Raw genomic sequence first — 18,089 nt, 5'->3', positions numbered from 1 at the left:
TTTTTGAGAATATTATGCTGCTACAGGGGTTTGAAAACTGGTTTTTACATTATGAAAAATAGTGATTTAGTATCTGGAAAATCATTTCGGTGAGTTGCATTTGTTTTTTTATAATACAGCCTCCACGAACAAGTATTTAATCGGTTTTTCTTGTATTTAATCGATTAAATTGTATTGTTTGTAGAGCGACCAACGATATTGCACGAATATAATAGATTTTAAATTTTCTGAAGAAAAATCAAGAGCATTTATAAGAAATTATTTGTTAAAAATTAGCCCAAATTTTTGAAAATACCACATGAATAAAAATTACTTTACGCTTAAAAACTACATATTTTTGTTGTTTTTTTTAACGCTATCCAATTATTCGGCACATGCAAATTGTTTTTTTGCTGATGTCGAAACTACTCCCAGAGCAACTAAATCGTTTCGTGTCGACAATACAAATGATTTAGGAATGAGTTATTCTTGCACCACAGGTCAAAATTGGGCTGTGAATGTGGTCAAAAGATTTGACTATACTTTTAGTTTTTCTAAAACCTTTGGTGGTAATGAAAATCCCACGGTTTGTGATACAATGAATACAAGAGGTGCTGCTTTGTCTTATCACATTTCAACAAAAATTTAAAATGGTAAAAAAATTACATATTCAAAAATTACTTATTCTAATAGTAATATTGTTTTTTGGTGAAAAATCGTTTGCTCAAACTATTAGTTCAACTACGTATCCAAGGACTGTGTCATCTGGTGCGAGTCTAGTTTCTTATACAAGTTTAGGCACATTAATTGGGAGTGGTCGTGATGATACAAATTCATCATTAGCTAATATTGGTTTTGATTTTTGGTTTAACGGTGTTAGATACACGGAGTTTGGGGTAAGTGCTAATGGTTATCTGAGTTTGGGTTCAGCTCCTAGTGCAACTGGAACTTTATCTTACATAAATAATTTGTCTAATGGTGCAGATGTTCCTAAAATAGCCTCTTTTTGGAGTGATTTAACAACTGGTTCTGACGGATATGTGAGATATGGTCTAAATGGTACGGCGCCAAATAGAACTCTTGTAGTAGAATGGAAAACTAATTTATATAATGGAGGAGGAACTTCAAGCTCAGCAGGAATGACTTTTCAAGCTATACTTTCTGAAACTACAGGAAAAATACAATATATATATGGTTCTGGAATGCTTACATTAACTGGGTATTCGGTAGGGTTTAGTGCTGCTGGAATTAATACGGTTAGTATGGCAACAGCAACCAATGTAGCGTCCTATGGTAGTGATCCAAATAATAGTCAGACTACGGCTATTGCATCTGGTAAATCATACGTTTTTATACCATTGGTACCAATAGCTCCAACTGGACTTACTTTCACAAATGTCACGGCTAATTCTATTGACTTAAATTGGACTGATAATGCATCGAATGAAGTTGGGTATGTAATTTATTCTTCAACAGACAATATTAATTTTACGTTTAATCAGCAAGTGACTGCCAACAGTACAACTGCAAATGTCATTGGATTGTCTTCTGGGATTCTCTATTATTTTAGGGTGTACGCAGTTACTGAAGGTTGTTTGAGTTCTCCAGTTCTAACGGGTTCTCAAACCACTTTATCTCAAGTAATATTAACTACTTCAGGTACGTGGGTTGCCCCTGCTTGCGTTACGGCTATAACAGTTGAAACTTGGGGAGCTGGAGGTGGCGGTGGAAGTAGTAGTAACGATAATAAAGCCGGTGGTTCTGGTGGTGGTGGTGGCGCTTACGCAAAAGGTAATCATACAGTTGTTCCTGGTAGTACTTATTATTATGCTGTTGGTTCTGGTGGTACTGGCGGGCCTGCAAATAGTACAACTGCTGCTTCTTCAGGTTCAAGTTCATGGTTTAATGCAACTGCCTTAACAAATAGCGCTCCTGCAAATAATGTTTCAGGAACACTAGCTATGGGAGGTGGCTCAGGTGTAAATAATACCTCATCAAATCCAACAAATGGAGGCTTGGCAACTTCTTGTTTTGGTAATAGTACTACTGCTTCTGGTTCCAATGGATTTGGAGGCTACAATAAGGGAGGTGGAACCGGTGGAGACGGAGCAAGTCCAGGAGGAGGAGCAGGTGGTTCTGGTTCCTCATCAACTAATGGGTCAAATGGAACAAGTCCAGGCGGCGGCGGCGGCGGATCTAATGACAATAAAAATAATAAAGGAGGAAATGGAGGTCTCGGGCAAGTTTTGATAACGTACACATACCAAGTTGCTGTTCCTAGTGGGATACCGATCGTTAATGGGCCAATATGTGCGGGTTCAACGTCTATAACAGGAATGAGTTCTGAAGCAAACGGAACTACTATTGAAATTTTTAAAGCAAGCGTGAGTTTAGGAACTACGACAGTAAATTCAGGAACTTGGACAAAAACAGGTTTAGGGGCTCTTAGTGCGGGTGATTTAATTTCAGCTAAAGCTACGGCGGCATGTAAAACGGTCAGTCTGTCATCAACGATTGTTACTGTGAATTCGTCAACAATTATCACGCTAACAAAAACAGATAAGACTTGTTCAGCAATCAATGATGGAACCATAAATACAACTTTATCAGGAGGGCTTTCTAATATTCGTTATATAAAACTAACACAAAAGTACGTCAATTCTGAAGCTTGGCAACAAGTGCAAGAGATTCAAGCGTTTGAAATGTTTACAAATACAAATGTTGCTCTTTCTTCTAATGGAGCAGCTGCAACATCGAGTAGTAATTATAATAATAATCCAGTTAGTTATGGTCCATTGAAAGCTATTGATGGAGATGCAACAGGTTACAGTTTTTGGCATAGTAATTCAGTTAATATCGATGAATGGATAAAAGTGGATCTTCAATCAGGTAAGAATCTTGATTATTTAAGAATCTATAATCGTTCTGATTGTTGTTGGTCTAGAGGACAAAATATGTTGCTGGAACTTTTTGATGCTTCAAATAATGTCGTGTATTCAAAAACAGTGAATCTTTGGGGCGGAGTAAATGGCGCTAATTTTATAGATATTAATGTGTTGGATTTGGTATGGAGTGATGGTGGAACTACTTTAAATAGAACAGGTTTGAATGACGGGACTTATACGTTGAATGTTAATGATGTTTTAGGTTGTAATAGTAGTAAATCGATAGCTGTAAACAATGCAGTTATAAATACATGGACGGGATCGTGGAGTAATGGAACTCCAACTATTAGTCAAAAATTAGTTTTCTCGTCAAATTATTCAAATATTAATGATGTTGATATAGAGGGCTGTTCTTGTAAAGTTACAGGAGTAGCGACTGTAGTAACCATAAAATCGGGGCGTACTTTGAAAATTATTAATGAAGTTGAAGTTCAACCAAACGCTTCGTTAGTATTCGAAAATAGTGCGAGTTTGGTTCAAGAAAATGGTGGGGCTATAAACAGTGGTAATATTACATACAAAAGAGAAACAAATACGATAGTTCGCAACACAGATTATACCTATTGGTCTACTCCAGTGTCACCTTTGAAGTTGGCTGGGACAGGAGGAATTTCTTATAATCCGTCAAATCTTGCGGGCAGCATATTTTATTCCTATCTTGTAAACGCTACGTCAGAAGGCTGGAAAAGTGAATCGGCGACAACTACAATGAAAGTTGGGGAAGGATATATTATTAGAGGTCCATTGGCAATATCTGCAAATCCCCCGTCTTCGTTACAAGCTACATTTGTAGGAGTACCAAATAACGGCGATGTGTCTATTACAATAAATAAAAAAGACGCATCTTATCTTTTGGGTAATCCTTATCCATCAGCTATCGACGCCGATACTTTTTTGGGAATTAATTCAGCTGTTCTAAATGGAACCCTTTATTTTTGGACGCATAATACGGCTATTCAGAATCGTACCAATATTGCTTTGACCGCAGGGACCGGGGCTTATGCCTATACTTCGGATGATTATGCATCTTATAATTTAACGGGCGGAGTAGGGATAGAGAAAGGAGTAAAAGCTTCTAGTGATTTAGATTCAGCTCCGATTATTCCAAGGGGAAAAATAGGGGCGGGTCAGGGTTTCATTGCTTCAACATATAAAGCAACTGGATCTATTGTTTTTAATAACAGTATGCGAGTATCAGGCACATCGGGTAACAATGCGCAGTTTTTTAAAGTAAGCAGCGTCAAAGGAAAGGCTACTGCCACCATTGAAAAAAATCGTATTTGGTTAGACTTATACAATGAACAAGGTGCTTTCAAACAAACTTTATTAGGTTATGTAAATGGAGCTACAAATGATATTGATAGCGCATATGATGGGGAAACTACTGATGGGCAAGAGTTTATAGATTTTTATAGTGTTAATCAAGACAAAAATTTAGTAATTCAAGGTAGAGCCTTGCCATTTAATGAAGCAGACGAAGTTCCATTAGGATATAGAACCGCAATAGATGGTAATTTTACCATAAGTATAGAACAAACGGAGGGTGTATTTACAAGTCAGTCCGTTTTTTTAGAAGATAAATTGACTAATACTATTGCTGATTTAAATAGCGGGAATTATACTTTTAATACCGCTATAGGAACATTTAATGATCGTTTTGTATTGCGATATACTAACAAAACATTAGGTTTAGGAGATATTGATTCAATTGAAAAAGGGATTTATGTTTCTAGTAAAAACAAGCAAATAAAGATTAATTCCACGATTGAAGCAATTAATAATATCCAAATTTATGATCTATCAGGGAAATTGATTTATCAAAAAACAAAAATCGATTCAAATGAATTAGTAATCTCTAATTTAATGTCAGCTCACCAAGTTTTGTTGGTTAAGGTTTCATTGCTTGATGGTTCTTTAGTCACAAAAAAATTAATATATTAAAGCAAAAAAAATCCCGTCTTATTTCAAAACAAGATGGGATATTTATATCAGGGTAAATTATTATTTTCCTTTAGAGGATGCTTCAAGGTTTTTCTCAATAGTATGACCTGGTCTCGACCATTTTGGTTTTTCTCCTAGCGGCATAAATTTAGAGTTTTCAGCTTCAACAGTTGCAGGTTGTGATACTTTAGTAAATGGTTTTTGTGGGTTTAGGCCTAACATTTCAAACATTTTCATGTCTTCATTTACGTCTGGGTTTGGAGTAGTTAATAATTTATCTCCTGCAAAAATAGAATTTGCACCAGCAAAAAAGCACATCGCCTGACCTTCGCGACTCATGTTCATTCTTCCGGCCGATAATCGTACTTGGGTTTCAGGCATGATGATACGGGTTGTTGCTACCATTCGTATCATTTCCCATATTTCAACTGGTTTTTCCTCTTCCATAGGTGTTCCTTCTACGGCAACTAAGGCATTAATAGGCACTGACTCCGGTTGTGGATTTAAAGTTGAAAGCGCGACTAGCATTCCTGCTCGGTCCGCGATGCTTTCTCCCATTCCTATTATTCCACCACTACAAACCGTAACATTCGTTTTTCGAACATTTTCGATTGTTTGCAAACGGTCTTCAAACCCACGAGTTGAAATAACTTCTTTATAATATTCTTCTGAAGTGTCTAAATTATGATTGTAAGCATATAAACCTGCTTCTGCTAAACGATGGGCTTGGTTTTCAGTAATCATTCCAAGAGTACAACAAACTTCCATTTCGAGTTTGTTGATTGTTCGAACCATTTCTAAAACTTGATCAAATTCAGGACCATCTTTTACATTTCTCCAAGCTGCTCCCATACAAACTCGGGAAGAACCACTTTCTTTTGCTCGTAAAGCTTGTGCCTTTACTTGATTTACTGACATTAGGTCATTTCCTTCAACTGAAGTATGGTATCTTGCTGCTTGCGGGCAGTAACCACAATCTTCTGGGCAACCTCCTGTTTTAATAGACAATAGAGTGGATACCTGAACAACATTAGGATCATGATGTTCTCTATGGATAGAAGCTGCTTCATAAAGCAAATCCATCATAGGTTTGTTATATATTGCAATAATTTCTTCTTTTGTCCAATTGTGTTTTGTAATGCTCATAGATGCGATTTTTTAATAGTCCAAAAGTAGTCAAATTGTTCTAATGAAGCAATGCAATAAACTTTAAATAGCGGGCGGTAAATAATTTTAGAATTGTAAGTTAGTCAGAGGTCAGTCGGTTGTTCCAATATAGCATGAGTAGCATGGTAACTATTACAGAAGAGGCTATTCCTTCAAATAGTAGAGAAATTGAATAAGTAAAAATCGATGGGTTTCCCCCAAAAAGGAATGTTTCTGAAAGCGATTGGACATAAGAATCGCCTCCTTTTAAATAACTGTAAATGATTAACCCCGTAATGCTTAAAAACACACCAACAATTGAAGTTAGTAGTGCTGCAACGCTATTAGGGACGAAATTTTTTTCGCCTTCAGCTAGATTCATTTTAATAGTTCTGTTAACACCATAAAAGACAAAAAAAACATTAATTAGGCGTAAATAGAACAGATGTCCTAAACCTACAGCATTCATTAGGAAAAAAAAGGCTCCCGTTGAAACAAAAATAATACAACCATTCAAAAATTCTTTGGGAAATTTCATGTTGTCAGCTGTTAAAAATATAAATCAGATCAAATAAATTTTCCGTTTAGGGTCATTTTTTCTAAACTTCATAAAGAGAAATGATGCTATTGATTTGCACTTGCCGCTAGTCAGAAGGATAACGCTTTTTCCAAAATAACATTAAAGTGTAAGTTACGATTACTGCAGATACGATACCCTCAAAGAGTAATGAAATACCGTAGGTTACAACAGTTGGGTCGCCACCAAATAAAAATGAGGCTGAAAGTGATTCAATGTATTTATCACCACCCTGAATGTAGCTGTAAAATATTAATCCAATAATACTAATGAATACGCCAATAAGAGAGGTCGTAAGGGCAGAGATTGCATTAGCTGGAAGGCCAGTTTTTCCTTCTTTGTAATTACTTTTTAACGTTCTGTTTGCGCCATAGTAAATAAAGAGGATATTTAGCGCTCTAAGATAGAATAAATCCGCAAGGTTTAATGCCTTCATTGTTAGGAAATAAATACTAATTCCAATCCAAATAATAATTCCGTTGTATAGTTCTTTAGGTATTTTCATGCATTTTATTTTTTAAAGTTAAAAAGCAATATGTTGTAATACAGGTTGGTTAACTATCAAATTTACACAAAATATAGGAATATATTGAAAGTAGCTTAAAATTTTTTCTAATAAAAGTTATAGTTGGTGTAAATAAGCAATAGCGATACTTTTATCTTTTTCCAATTGTTTAGTCAGTAAATCAACGGAATTGAATTTTTGCTCGGGACGGATGTATTTAAGTATTGAAACCGTTATTTTTTGGTCATACAAATCGGTGTTAAAATCAAAAAAATGGATTTCGATAGATAATTTTTCTCCAGATACAGTGGGGTTGAACCCAATGTTCATCATTCCAAAGATGGTTTTTTGATTGATGATACTTTTTACCACATAAACCCCGTTAAGTGGGATAAGTTTATAGTCTTCTTTTATTTTTAAGTTTGCTGTGGGGAAACCAATAGTCCTTCCCAGCTGCTTCCCTTTGGAAACCGTTCCGGTCAAAAAATAGTCATACCCCAAGTATTCATTTGCCAATGACATATTTCCTTCTTGCAAGGCCTTCCTGATTTTGGTTGAACTTACTGAAAGCGCATTTATTTCCTGAACAGATATTTGTTCAACTTCAAATCCGTATTTTTTTCCAAAACCAATAAGGTCGTCAATGTTGGCTGTGCGATTTCTCCCAAATCTGTGGTCATGACCAATTATTATTTTGTGAATGTCAAATTGATCCACTAGTACAGTTCGTACAAATTCTTCGGCACTTAATTTAGAGAAAATTTCATCAAAAGGATGGATGACAAGATTTTGAATTCCTATAGTTGCCAATAGATGAATTTTTTCATCTATTGTGTTCAGTAATTTCATTTCTGATTGTTCCTGTAAAACCATTCTAGGATGAGGAAAGAAAGTGAGAACCAGACTTTCGTATTTTTTGTTTCCAGTATTATGAATAACTCTTTCTAGAATCTTTTGATGACCTATGTGAACGCCATCATAAGTACCTAATGTGAGGATTGTTTTTTTTGTGGTACTGAAATCTTTTATAGAATGAAAAATCTTCAAAGCAAATATTTTATAATAATGCAAATTTATACTATCTATATTAAATGCAATAGTAAATGGAATCGATTTTCAATGATTTTTAATGATTTTCTAAAATTATCTAAATTATCTAAAATTTAGGTATAAATACTTTAATTTTGAAACATAAATTCGCTACAGCCATGAAAAAAAGTGTTCTAATTCTGTTAATTGTTCTATGGTGCTTGCCAATTTATGCGCAAAAGGAATCCCCCTGGAAAATAGTGGGCCAAAGCACGGTAGCGCGGAATGGTAAAAATGCTACTGCATCTGATGCAAAACAGCTACTGTTTTTTCAATTAGACGAGAATATATTGAAAAAGTCATTGGTTGCAACCCAAAATAAAACAACGAAAATTAATGGTGTCGAAATAATGATTCCAAATTTAAATGGTGTTTTAGAAAAATTTTTAATTTGGGAATCCTCAAATTTCGAACCGGCACTTCAATCCAAATATCCAGATATAAAAGCGTATGCAGGTATCGGAATTACAGATCCTACAGCTTCGCTAAATTTTAGTTTGTCTCCAAGCGGAATGCAAACTATGATTCTTAGGGCTGATAGCGGATCAGAATTTATAGAATCTTATCAGAAGAATCCTTCTTTATATGTTCTTTTTAGTTCTAAAAGTAGAGACAAAGGGAACTTGCCATTTGTATGTAAAACGGATGATGTCGCTTTAAACAGAAAATTATTAAATAAAACGGCTAAGATTGCGGCAAATAATAAAATTTTTAAAACATTGCGATTGGCGTTATCCTGTACAGGTGAGTATACAACCTTTCATGGTGGAACTAAAGCTCTGGCTCTTGCAGCGATGAATGCTACTATGTCTAGGGTGAATGGCATATTTAATAAAGATTTAGCGCTCAAATTGGTTATTATTGCTGATAATGAGCGTATAATTTATACTGATGCAATGGCAGATCCGTATTCAGATGCGATAGTGGGTGCAGGGGGTAATTGGAGCACCGAGCTTCAAACAAATTTAACGAGTGTAATTGGGAATGCTAATTATGACATAGGACATTTGTTTGGGGCAACTGGAGGAGGTGGAAATTCAGGCTGTATTGGTTGTGTTTGTGTCGATCCTGTGTCGGCAGATGATTTAGCGAAGGGAAGTGCGTTTACTTCTCCTGGAGATGGAATTCCAAAAGGCGATACATTTGACATTGATTTTGTCGCCCATGAAATGGGGCATCAGCTGGGTGCAAATCATACTTTTTCTCATGCATTAGAGAATGCAGGTGTTAATGTTGAGCCAGGAAGTGGTTCAACGATTATGGGATATGCTGGTATTACGGCTGATTACGATGTTCAAGCTAGCTCTGATGATTATTTTGCCTATGCCAGTATTTTGCAAATTCAAGAAAACCTTGCCTCCAAAACATGCCCTATCAGCAAGGGTGTCAGCAATAATCCTCCAATGATAAATGCCGGTGTTGATTTTACAATTCCTAAGGGTACAGCATTTATTTTAAAAGGAACAGGGTCAGATCCTGACGGTGACACCGTTACGTATACTTGGGAGCAAAATGATTCTGCTATAACGACAAGTGGAGCAAATAGTCTAGCTGTTCCCACAAAACCAGACGGTCCTTTGTTTCGGTCTTTATATCCTAGCGTTAGTCCGATAAGGTATATGCCGGCCTATAACAACGTATTGTCTAATAAATTGACTAGTAAATGGGAATCTGTATCGACTGTGGCTAGAACGCTTCATTTTGTGTTGACTGCTAGGGATAATGCGGAACAAGACAATGCTCAAACAAATACGGATGAAATGATTGTGAATGTGAGCGGAACAGCGGGCCCATTTACAGTTACATCGCAAAACGCAGATGGTACAAGTTGGTTACAGGGTACGTCCCAAACAATAACTTGGGCTGTTAATGGCACTAATACACTTATGGGTTCTTCCAATGTCAATATCAAACTTTCTGTTGATGGAGGTTTGACTTTTACAATACTATTGGCAAGTAATACTCCTAATGATGGTTCTGAAGTAATTAGCGTTCCAAATGTTATCGAAAAAAACTGTAGGATTTTAATAGAGCCTATAGAAAATATTTATTATGCAGTAAATAGTAAATCTTTTTCCATCGGATATTCAGTTACATCAACTTGCAATAGCTATGTATTTGGAGCTCCTTTTGATATTCCGGAGCAAGCAGCTTATACTGTTAGAACAATAACTGTTCCTCCTTCAACCACATCCGTTGCTGATGTAAATTTTAATGTTGGCTTTACGCACACTTTTTTGTCTGATGTTGAAATAGAAGTGGTAAGTCCGAGCGGAACTACGGTGAAATTGTTTGATAAAAGCTGTGAAAGTAGAAACGGCAAATTATTGTTAAGTTATGATGATTCAGGGACTGATTTGGCGTGTGGAATCACAACGCTACAAACGGTAGTTCCTTTTCAAGCTTTAGCTGCTTTTAATGGAGAAGACCCGCAAGGAGCTTGGACTTTCAGAATTAGAGATGCTAGTAAAAATGATACGGGAACCTTGAATTCCGCCTCCATTACTATTTGTACGAATACTTATGTTTTGGTTGAACCAAATTTTGAAATAACCAATCTTCTTTTATATCCAAATCCGAACAAAGGGAATTTTAATCTTCAATTTTCTAGTACATCTAAAAGTGGGATTAAAGTAATGATTCATAGTTTACTAGGTAAAAAGTTATATGAAAAAACTTTTGAATTTAGAGATCGGTATGACTATAATGAAAATATTCAAGTAGAAAATATTCAGCCAGGACTTTACTTTCTAACCATTATAGATGGAAGTAAAAAGGAAACAAAAAAGATTGTGATTCAGTAATTGATATTTTAAAATGATTCATCCGAAGCACGCGCAAACAAAGCATCATCGATAATTAGTTGAAATAATTTATAATTTTTGTGAAAACGTTACCTTGTTTTAGGGCGTTACCAATTAAAAATCGTTACATAGAGGATTGTATTGAATTAATCCTCTATGTAAGTTACTATGTTATCAATCTATTTTTTGATAAATTTTAAAGTTTGCTTTGCTGATTCTTTTACAACAGTAACAAAGTAAATTCCATTGCTTAAAGCAGAGGTATTTATTGATAAATCAGTTTCTCTTGAAACTTTCTTCTTACTAATTGTTTGTCCCAAGCTGTTATAAATAATATAACTAGTTGGTAATCCAAAATCATTTGGGACTAGTATGTTTAGAGTTTCTTTCGTTGGGTTTGGGTAGAGATAGATGTCAGTTGATGTTTCAAAGTCAGCAATCCCTAATGAACTGGTTGTTTTGAAATATTTCTTTTCGGCAGTAGTGAAGGAATCCCCTGATGCTACAATTGTTACGCCATCTTCTAGTTTAATGTTGTAATATCCGTTTCCACCACCACAACAGATACCGTCATCGTATGAATCATTTATCGTAAAAGTGTAGCATTCATTGTTTTTTAATTTCCAGGGAATCGTTATCAAATCTCCCAAAGAAGGGTCAGCGTCAGGATAGGTATCGCTTTGATATACAATGTTTCCGGAAGCATCTTTTAAATCCCAGCTCGTCTCAGATCCAAAGTTGTCTGGCTGCAATGTGAATACATAATTGGTAAATGAATAGCTCGATGGAATCGTAGGAATGAAAAAAGTTCCCGATGCGTTATTGTTTGTTGATCTTTGATCTACTGTGGAATTTGCTCCAGCAATACTAACATTAATGATTCCTTGTGAAGTTGAATTTAGGGTTATGTCAAATGTAGTATATTTGTTAGTGGCTAAATTACCAGTCCAATTATAAACTAGGTTGTTTTCTTTATTAATGTTGTAGTTTATTGTTGCTGAAAGCAAATTGTTTGTTCCTCTATTATAAATTGTTACCCTTTGCGTAGTTTGGTTTGTTAAAGCATTGCAAAATGACTTTGTACAGCTAGGTTCAAGGGTGACTTCGGCATCATTCGCAACTAATTCGATAGGTAGATTTTTAGTTGAAGATATCAAGGTCTTTCTCCTGGCTGCATTGTTTATAATGGTAACCATTCTTTCTTTTTGATTTTGAGTAAAAATGTTCATACAGGCATCTTCTGTATAGTCCATATAATTTTCAGGCATGTCAATTCCTGGACTTGAAGGACAGGTGTCAAAGACACCGCAAGTATAATGTTCCCATCCCGCTTGAGGAGTATCTGCACAATAATCTGTTGCTAGACAGTCTGGCGTGTTTGCTTCTTCGTCTCCATTGCCATCACCCCAAATGTGTCTTAATCCTAACCAATGCCCTACTTCATGCGTCATCGTTCTTCCTTTGTTGTACGGAGCAGTTAATAAAAAGGTACCGTCATTATCTTCAAGACTGCCAAACACGTCGTATCTGGAAACTACTCCGTCAGTATTAGCATCTCCGCCTGAAGAACCCAAGCCATCTAAACCTGAAGCATCTGGAAATTGAGCGTAACCCAGAATACTGTTCCCTGATATATCTACACTCCACATATTCATGTATAGTGTAGGATCCCAAATAGTGTTTGGCTTGACTTTTAAATCAATATCAGTTGTTGACCAAGCGTCTTCGCATAGATCGATGCGGTCAATTCCGTTTGTGGGGTTGCCGTCTGATGCTTGTAGGGCTAGGACAAATTCAATTTCAATATCTGCAGCTGCTGGGTTTGTACCTCCTGGGGTACCTAACATTTTTCGAAAATCCTGATTTAATACTTTAATCTGGGATTGTACTTGGGCATCAGTTATGTTAGGAGCTACACCAATTGGCTGGCCACTATGTATAACATGAACGACTACTGGAATGGTTATAACCCCTCCAGGTTTAGAAATGTTCTTCATCGTTTTGTATTGATTGACTAATGGATTCACCCAAGCTTCAAACTCTGAAGTAGTCATCCTCTTTGGGTTATTTTTCTTCAGAAATTTCTCGTATTCAGTCGTAACACATCTAATGTATCCATTTTTTGGATTTACACTTTCTGCTTTTATCTGTTTCCCAAATATAATGTTTTCGGGGTGCTTTTTTTCTTGACCATAAACAATGCATAGGGAGAATAAACAAGTTATAAAAAATAATTTAGGTATAGAAAGAGGTAGTGTTATTTTCATGTTTTACAGGTAAATATTAAATTTAGTGAGATTTTTTTTATTTCTAGTATTAAAAAAATAAATTTAGGAAATTATTTTCGTTTTCAGTTTTATATTGATGTCAAATATCTTAAAAACAGAAATGTAGCCTTTTTTTATTTACCATTAAATGTGGTCATGGTATTCTCTAAACCAGCGGTTCCAAATGATTTGATAATTTCGGATGCCGTTTCTAAACGTTCTGGAAGTACCGTTTTCTCAGCATCATTCCAGTCTCCAAGGACATAGTCTACTTGTTTTCCTTTTTTAAATTCGTCGCTAATTCCAAAACGAAATCTAGTATATTGATTGGTGTTGAGAATTAAGTTGATATTTTTTAAGCCGTTGTGGCCTCCGTCACTTCCTTTTGGTTTGATGCGAATCGTTCCAAAAGACAGATTTAAATCATCAGTAATGGCCATGATGTTTTCAAGCGGAATATTTTCTTTGTCCATCCAGTATTGTACCGCTTTTCCGCTTAAGTTCATGTAGGTGTTTGGCTTTAAAAGAAAAAAGGTTCTTCCTTTAAATTTGTACTCTGCAAGTGCTCCCAGTTTCACGGTTTGAAAGGAAAGTTGTTCTTTTTTGGCAAAATGATCCAATATTTTGAATCCTATGTTGTGGCGTGTATTGACATATTCAGCGCCTATGTTTCCTAGTCCTACTATTAAAAATTTATTACTCACGTTTTTTATATTGTTTTTTTGGTGTTCGTGAACCTCCGGTTTCATAAAATCGGTAGTGTCTTGTTTTTGTTTTGATGAAAATATATCTGATATCCATTTAAGCATGCTGCAAAAGTAAACTTAATTAGATAATTTGTCAATTAGATAATTAGATAATTTAGTGGAGTAGGCTGAAGGAGTTTTCTAAGGATGGAAAAACGTTGTAAAATAGACCCGATAGTAGTGAAAATCCTTTTTGTTCGTCTTTTTTGGCGGACAAAAAGATTGAAGCGAATAGCGGGACAACTGATGTGGAGTGTAGTTGCTTATTCTCCTAATTCTTAAAAAATGGTAGGAGAGATGAAGTTGGTAATGGGAAACGAGTTCAGATTAAATAAAAAAAGCACCAGTTTTACAACTGATGCTTTTAAATATGAGTGAAAAAATATTATTTTTTCTTTCCTTTTGCAGGAGCTCCTTTTGCTGCTTTTGCTGCTTCTTGAGCTGCTTTCATCGCTGCACGAGAGATTCTTACTTGGGCAACAACGGTGTTGTCTTGGTGAATCAATTTGTAGTTATCAGAAACAAGTTTCGTAACGTACAATTTGTTCCCCATCATAAGTGGAGTAATGTCAGCTTCAATAAAATCTGGAAGATTTTTTGGTAAAGCTTTTACTTTAAGTTTACGAGTGTTCAAACGTAAAACACCACCTGCAAGAACACCTTTAGATGTACCTACCACTTTTACTGGAACTTCCATAGTGATTTCTTTGTCATCAAATAATTGAAAGAAATCCATATGTAAAATTCTGTCTGACACAGGGTGAACCTGAATGTCTTGTAGAATTGCATTGAATGATTTTCCGTTTGCCAATTCAATCACAACTGTGTGAGCGTTTGGAGTGTAAACCAAGCTTTTGAATGCTTTTTCTTCTGCTGAAAAATGTACTGGTTGATCTCCTCCGTATAACACGCAAGGAACCGCTCCAGCATTACGTAAGGCTTTAGTCGCAACTTTTCCCACGCTTTCTCTTTCTGATCCTTTAATTGTAATCGATTTCATTGTAAAAATTATATAGTTATTAAATATTCTACTTGTTTGTGGTTACATGATAAACTTTCCGCTGATGGAATTATTATGATGTACCATGTGCATAACTTCGGCAAAAAGTGGGGCACAACTCAACACTCTTATTTTTTTTGATTCTTTCTTTAACGGAATAGAATCGGTAACTATCAATTCTAATAGTTGAGATTTTTCTATTTTTTCGTAGGCATCTCCTGATAAGATGGCGTGCGTACAAATTGCTCTTACGCTCAATGCTCCTTTTTCCATCATTAAATCAGCGGCTTTCGCCAAAGTTCCTCCGGTATCAATCATGTCATCTACTAAGATTACATTTTTACCTCTAACTTCACCAATCAATTCCATGGTGCCAATAACGTTTGCAGCTTTTCTTTGTTTGTAACAAATAACTACATCTGATTCTAAAAATTTAGAATAAGCGTACGCTCTTTTTGAACCACCCATATCTGGGGAAGCAATCGTCAAATTGTCAAGTCCTAAGCTTTTTACATAGGGTAAAAAGATAGTTGAGGCAAAAAGGTGATCTACTGGCTTTTCAAAGAACCCTTGAATTTGATCTGCATGCAAATCCATGGTCATTACTCTAGTTGCTCCAGCAGTTTCTAACAATTTAGCTGTTAGTTTTGCTCCTATCGGAACTCTAGGTTTGTCTTTTCTATCTTGTCTCGCCCAACCGAAGTACGGTATTACAGCAGTTATATGTCTTGCTGAAGCACGTTTTGCAGCATCAATCATAAGTAACAATTCCATCAGATTGTCTGAATTTGGAAAAGTTGAACAAACAATAAATACACGTAACCCTCTGATAGATTCTTCGTAAGAAGGTTGGAACTCCCCGTCGCTGTATTTTGACATGGTAACTTTACCTAATGGAATTCCGTATTCTGCGGAAATCTTTTCAGCTAGATAGACACTTTGTGAACAAGCAAAAATTTTAGCTTCTGGTTCTAGGTGTAACATTTAATTTGTTGTTTTTATTCCGCTACGCTCCATACAGTTCGGCTTCGTCATTTGTCTAAGCCAGATGTTTGTATGCGCCTCGGGTGTAGTTAGTTAGTGTGTCCCGTTTTACGGAGGTGCAAATTTATGAAATTTATTCAACTCTGAAAGGAAAATTTTAAGTATTTTTAGTAGAATTTTTAATATTATTTTTTACATTTGCAGCGTGTTAAAGGAATCGACGGTTGATTTATTACAATCTCCTCTTTTATTGCGTTGAAATGGCTGTCGCCATTTCATGTCTGCTAAGCCCGGATGGCGGAATTGGTAGACGCGCTGGTCTCAAACACCTGTGGGAAACCGTGCCGGTTCGACTCCGGCTCCGGGTACTTAAAAACCGCTTCGAAAGAAGCGGTTTTTTTTTTGATAGGTTTTTAATATTTTAATGGTTTTGTTTCTAATTTTCTTAATTATTTTATACTGATTTTATGAGAGTTAAAGTGTTTTTCTTGTGTTTAGTAGTGATTTCTTGTGCACGTGCACAGAAGATTCGTTGGGATGATTTGAATGTTCGAGTTGCTGTGCAACCTTCGTTGATGGTAAAGGATAATCCGCTAGATGTTGCAGTTATTGCTACCACGGTTGATAATGCTTTTTTTGCTAATCAGGCTTTGCAGTATAATATTGGTGACAATTTGTTCTTGTTCAATGACTATATTAAAAATAATTTTGGCTTGCCACAGCTCGTTGCTGTTCTTGAGTATAAATATGCTCCAGCTACGCTACATGTTATAAAAAAGGATTTAAAATTTCAGGTTGTTGTTGTTTCTCATATCTATGCTAATTTGATTTTGATTGATCGTGATAAAGGAGTTTTTGACACACAAGAAATAAAGTTAGGCGATTGTGACTTGGTAAATCCGGTTAGTAATATTAAAGGGTATAACTCTAATTTGGGATATCTAGATTATCCAAACAATCTAAATACTACATTATTGATAGGTGATTTATCTGAGTTTGAAGCCAATCAATATAAGGATAAAAACAATCCCATTTTACCAAGAGTTAGTGATGGTAAAAGTGTAGATGATGTGCAATTAATAAAGCTGAGATTAAAAGTAGGTAGTGTGCTTAGGGGTAAATTTCATCCCACAGAGCGTTATATTAGGAGGGCTTTTAATTATTTAAAAGAGGATAAAGAGTTTAATAGTGATAATTTCAATAAAGCGTCGCAGTTGGTTAATTCTGGTCTTGATCCAGTTGATGAGTCGAAACTGCGCAATGCAATTGCCATTTGGAACGAAGAATCGGCTACAATTACTAATCTAGAGGACAAGAAGAATAAAAAATATTATATCGCTATCCAAGAGAATATTTTGCAGTTTTATAATGTTTTAAGAGATTTTAGCATTACTGATGATCTAGCGGCTAATTTAAAGAAGTATGATACCAATAATCAAATTGCAGATGCTTTAATTTCCAATAAAAAAGGATTCTTAAGCGCTAAACCAGTTAGCCCAGAAATAGTTTATGAGGCTGTTCCTGGACGTTTTAAACCAACAGATGTAACTCGTTTTTTGGAGAAGAAGGAGGGTGTAATTAATGCTATTCCTCGTTTGGTACCTGACAAATACGATGGTAAGTTACGGGACATGCAGGAGTTTTATACAGCTTCGAAAGCTTTTAAAAATGCTGCGCAGAATTCTGCCGATTACATTGCACTTTGCTATAAGTTTATTGATCTTGCTAGTTTAGAATTTTCGTCAAGTAATCACAGCCAAGTAAAAGAGGTTAAGGATATTTTAGCTCCGTATAATGCCTTTTGTAATACGATTGGTAGCGAAAAGAAGAAATTTACAGATAGCTTTGATTTTAAAAATGACGCGCAGAATTACTTGAGTAAGTTACGTGTACACATTATGAGTCTTCATAAAAAAGAAGAATTTTTAGTTTTTGAAGACGCTTTACTTGCAGCAATAAAATTAACAATAGAGCATACAAAATCCGAGAATAAAACAATTGCACAAGATTTTGGATAAACCAGTTGATGATGTGCCACTCTTTCCAGTAAAAAAGAGGTACGGATTCCGGTTGAAGATGTGCCACTTTTTAAACTTAAATTAGGAT

12 protein-coding genes and 1 tRNA gene are annotated in these 18,089 nt (G+C 35.5%); 5 read left to right on the top strand and 8 right to left on the bottom strand.

Annotation, left to right across the window (positions count from 1 at the left end):
- The first annotated feature begins 298 nt into the window (after positions 1-298).
- Together BMW63_RS00075 and BMW63_RS17845 are read left to right on the top strand one after the other, a co-directional pair.
- Positions 299-628 carry a hypothetical protein gene (locus BMW63_RS00075; protein ID WP_074720010.1) on the top strand — a complete coding sequence of 110 codons (330 nt, stop codon included), beginning with the start codon at positions 299-301 and terminating at the stop codon, positions 626-628.
- Between the two features lies 1 nt (position 629).
- Positions 630-4,865 (top strand): T9SS sorting signal type C domain-containing protein, encoded by a 4,236-nt coding sequence (locus BMW63_RS17845; protein ID WP_083380316.1) that lies wholly within the window; start codon positions 630-632, stop codon positions 4,863-4,865.
- 60 nt (positions 4,866-4,925) lie between these two features.
- On the opposite strand, the gene bioB is transcribed toward BMW63_RS17845, so the two are convergent.
- From bioB to BMW63_RS00040, 4 genes are all read right to left on the bottom strand, one after another.
- Positions 4,926-6,011 carry a biotin synthase BioB gene (gene bioB, locus BMW63_RS00055; protein ID WP_074720007.1) on the bottom strand — a complete coding sequence of 362 codons (1,086 nt, stop codon included), beginning with the start codon at positions 6,009-6,011 and terminating at the stop codon, positions 4,926-4,928.
- A gap of 100 nt (positions 6,012-6,111) precedes the next feature.
- On the bottom strand, positions 6,112-6,549 hold the full coding sequence (locus tag BMW63_RS00050; protein ID WP_074720005.1) for a hypothetical protein: 438 nt from the start codon (positions 6,547-6,549) through the stop codon (positions 6,112-6,114).
- 106 nt (positions 6,550-6,655) lie between these two features.
- Positions 6,656-7,093 (bottom strand): hypothetical protein, encoded by a 438-nt coding sequence (locus tag BMW63_RS00045; RefSeq protein ID WP_074720003.1) that lies wholly within the window; start codon positions 7,091-7,093, stop codon positions 6,656-6,658.
- Between the two features lie 117 nt (positions 7,094-7,210).
- Positions 7,211-8,140 (bottom strand): bifunctional riboflavin kinase/FAD synthetase, encoded by a 930-nt coding sequence (locus BMW63_RS00040; protein WP_074720001.1) that lies wholly within the window; start codon positions 8,138-8,140, stop codon positions 7,211-7,213.
- 137 nt (positions 8,141-8,277) lie between these two features.
- On the opposite strand from BMW63_RS00040, the gene BMW63_RS00035 reads away from it, so the two are divergent.
- A complete protein-coding gene (locus tag BMW63_RS00035) occupies positions 8,278-10,986 on the top strand; it encodes a zinc-dependent metalloprotease (RefSeq protein WP_245744820.1) in 2,709 nt (902 codons plus the stop codon).
- Positions 10,987-11,165: 179 nt separating this feature from the next.
- On the opposite strand, the gene BMW63_RS00030 is transcribed toward BMW63_RS00035, so the two are convergent.
- The 4 genes from BMW63_RS00030 to BMW63_RS00015 form a co-directional block, all read right to left on the bottom strand.
- Positions 11,166-13,253: a T9SS type A sorting domain-containing protein gene (locus tag BMW63_RS00030; protein WP_074719997.1), complete on the bottom strand. Its 2,088-nt coding sequence runs from the start codon at positions 13,251-13,253 to the stop codon at positions 11,166-11,168.
- A 134-nt stretch (positions 13,254-13,387) separates the two neighbouring features.
- The gene (gene pth, locus BMW63_RS00025) at positions 13,388-14,062 is read right to left on the bottom strand and encodes an aminoacyl-tRNA hydrolase (RefSeq protein ID WP_074719995.1); all 675 of its coding nucleotides are present in this window, start codon (positions 14,060-14,062) and stop codon (positions 13,388-13,390) included.
- 322 nt (positions 14,063-14,384) lie between these two features.
- Entirely contained in the window at positions 14,385-14,999 is a 615-nt protein-coding gene (locus tag BMW63_RS00020; RefSeq protein WP_074719993.1) for a 50S ribosomal protein L25/general stress protein Ctc, read from the bottom strand.
- A 42-nt stretch (positions 15,000-15,041) separates the two neighbouring features.
- Complete coding sequence (locus BMW63_RS00015; protein WP_074719990.1) at positions 15,042-15,983, bottom strand: ribose-phosphate pyrophosphokinase; 942 nt, start codon at positions 15,981-15,983, stop codon at positions 15,042-15,044.
- 288 nt (positions 15,984-16,271) lie between these two features.
- Between BMW63_RS00015 and BMW63_RS00010 the strand changes: the two genes are divergently transcribed.
- A tRNA-Leu gene (locus tag BMW63_RS00010) sits at positions 16,272-16,351 on the top strand.
- A 99-nt stretch (positions 16,352-16,450) separates the two neighbouring features.
- Positions 16,451-18,001, top strand: a complete 1,551-nt coding sequence (locus BMW63_RS00005; protein ID WP_074719988.1) for a hypothetical protein — start codon at positions 16,451-16,453, stop codon at positions 17,999-18,001.
- Positions 18,002-18,089: the final 88 nt, after the last annotated feature.

Source organism: Flavobacterium frigoris (assembly GCF_900111075.1).
GTDB classification, from domain to species: domain Bacteria; phylum Bacteroidota; class Bacteroidia; order Flavobacteriales; family Flavobacteriaceae; genus Flavobacterium; species Flavobacterium frigoris.
Note: the sequence above shows the minus strand (reverse complement) of the source record. Positions and strands in the feature narration are given on the sequence as shown.

Bases quoted from the DNA above. Each gene is read 5' to 3' on its own strand.
- BMW63_RS00050 (WP_074720005.1), bottom strand. From the start codon at position 6,549: ATGAAATTTCCCAAAGAATTTTTGAATGGTTGTATTATTTTTGTTTCA.
- pth (WP_074719995.1), bottom strand. From the start codon at position 14,062: ATGCTTAAATGGATATCAGATATATTTTCATCAAAACAAAAACAAGAC.
- bioB (WP_074720007.1), bottom strand. From the start codon at position 6,011: ATGAGCATTACAAAACACAATTGGACAAAAGAAGAAATTATTGCAATA.
- BMW63_RS00015 (WP_074719990.1), bottom strand. From the start codon at position 15,983: ATGTTACACCTAGAACCAGAAGCTAAAATTTTTGCTTGTTCACAAAGT.
- BMW63_RS00075 (WP_074720010.1), top strand. From the start codon at position 299: ATGAATAAAAATTACTTTACGCTTAAAAACTACATATTTTTGTTGTTT.
- BMW63_RS00020 (WP_074719993.1), bottom strand. From the start codon at position 14,999: ATGAAATCGATTACAATTAAAGGATCAGAAAGAGAAAGCGTGGGAAAA.
- BMW63_RS00045 (WP_074720003.1), bottom strand. From the start codon at position 7,093: ATGAAAATACCTAAAGAACTATACAACGGAATTATTATTTGGATTGGA.
- BMW63_RS00030 (WP_074719997.1), bottom strand. From the start codon at position 13,253: ATGAAAATAACACTACCTCTTTCTATACCTAAATTATTTTTTATAACT.
- BMW63_RS00005 (WP_074719988.1), top strand. From the start codon at position 16,451: ATGAGAGTTAAAGTGTTTTTCTTGTGTTTAGTAGTGATTTCTTGTGCA.
- BMW63_RS17845 (WP_083380316.1), top strand. From the start codon at position 630: ATGGTAAAAAAATTACATATTCAAAAATTACTTATTCTAATAGTAATA.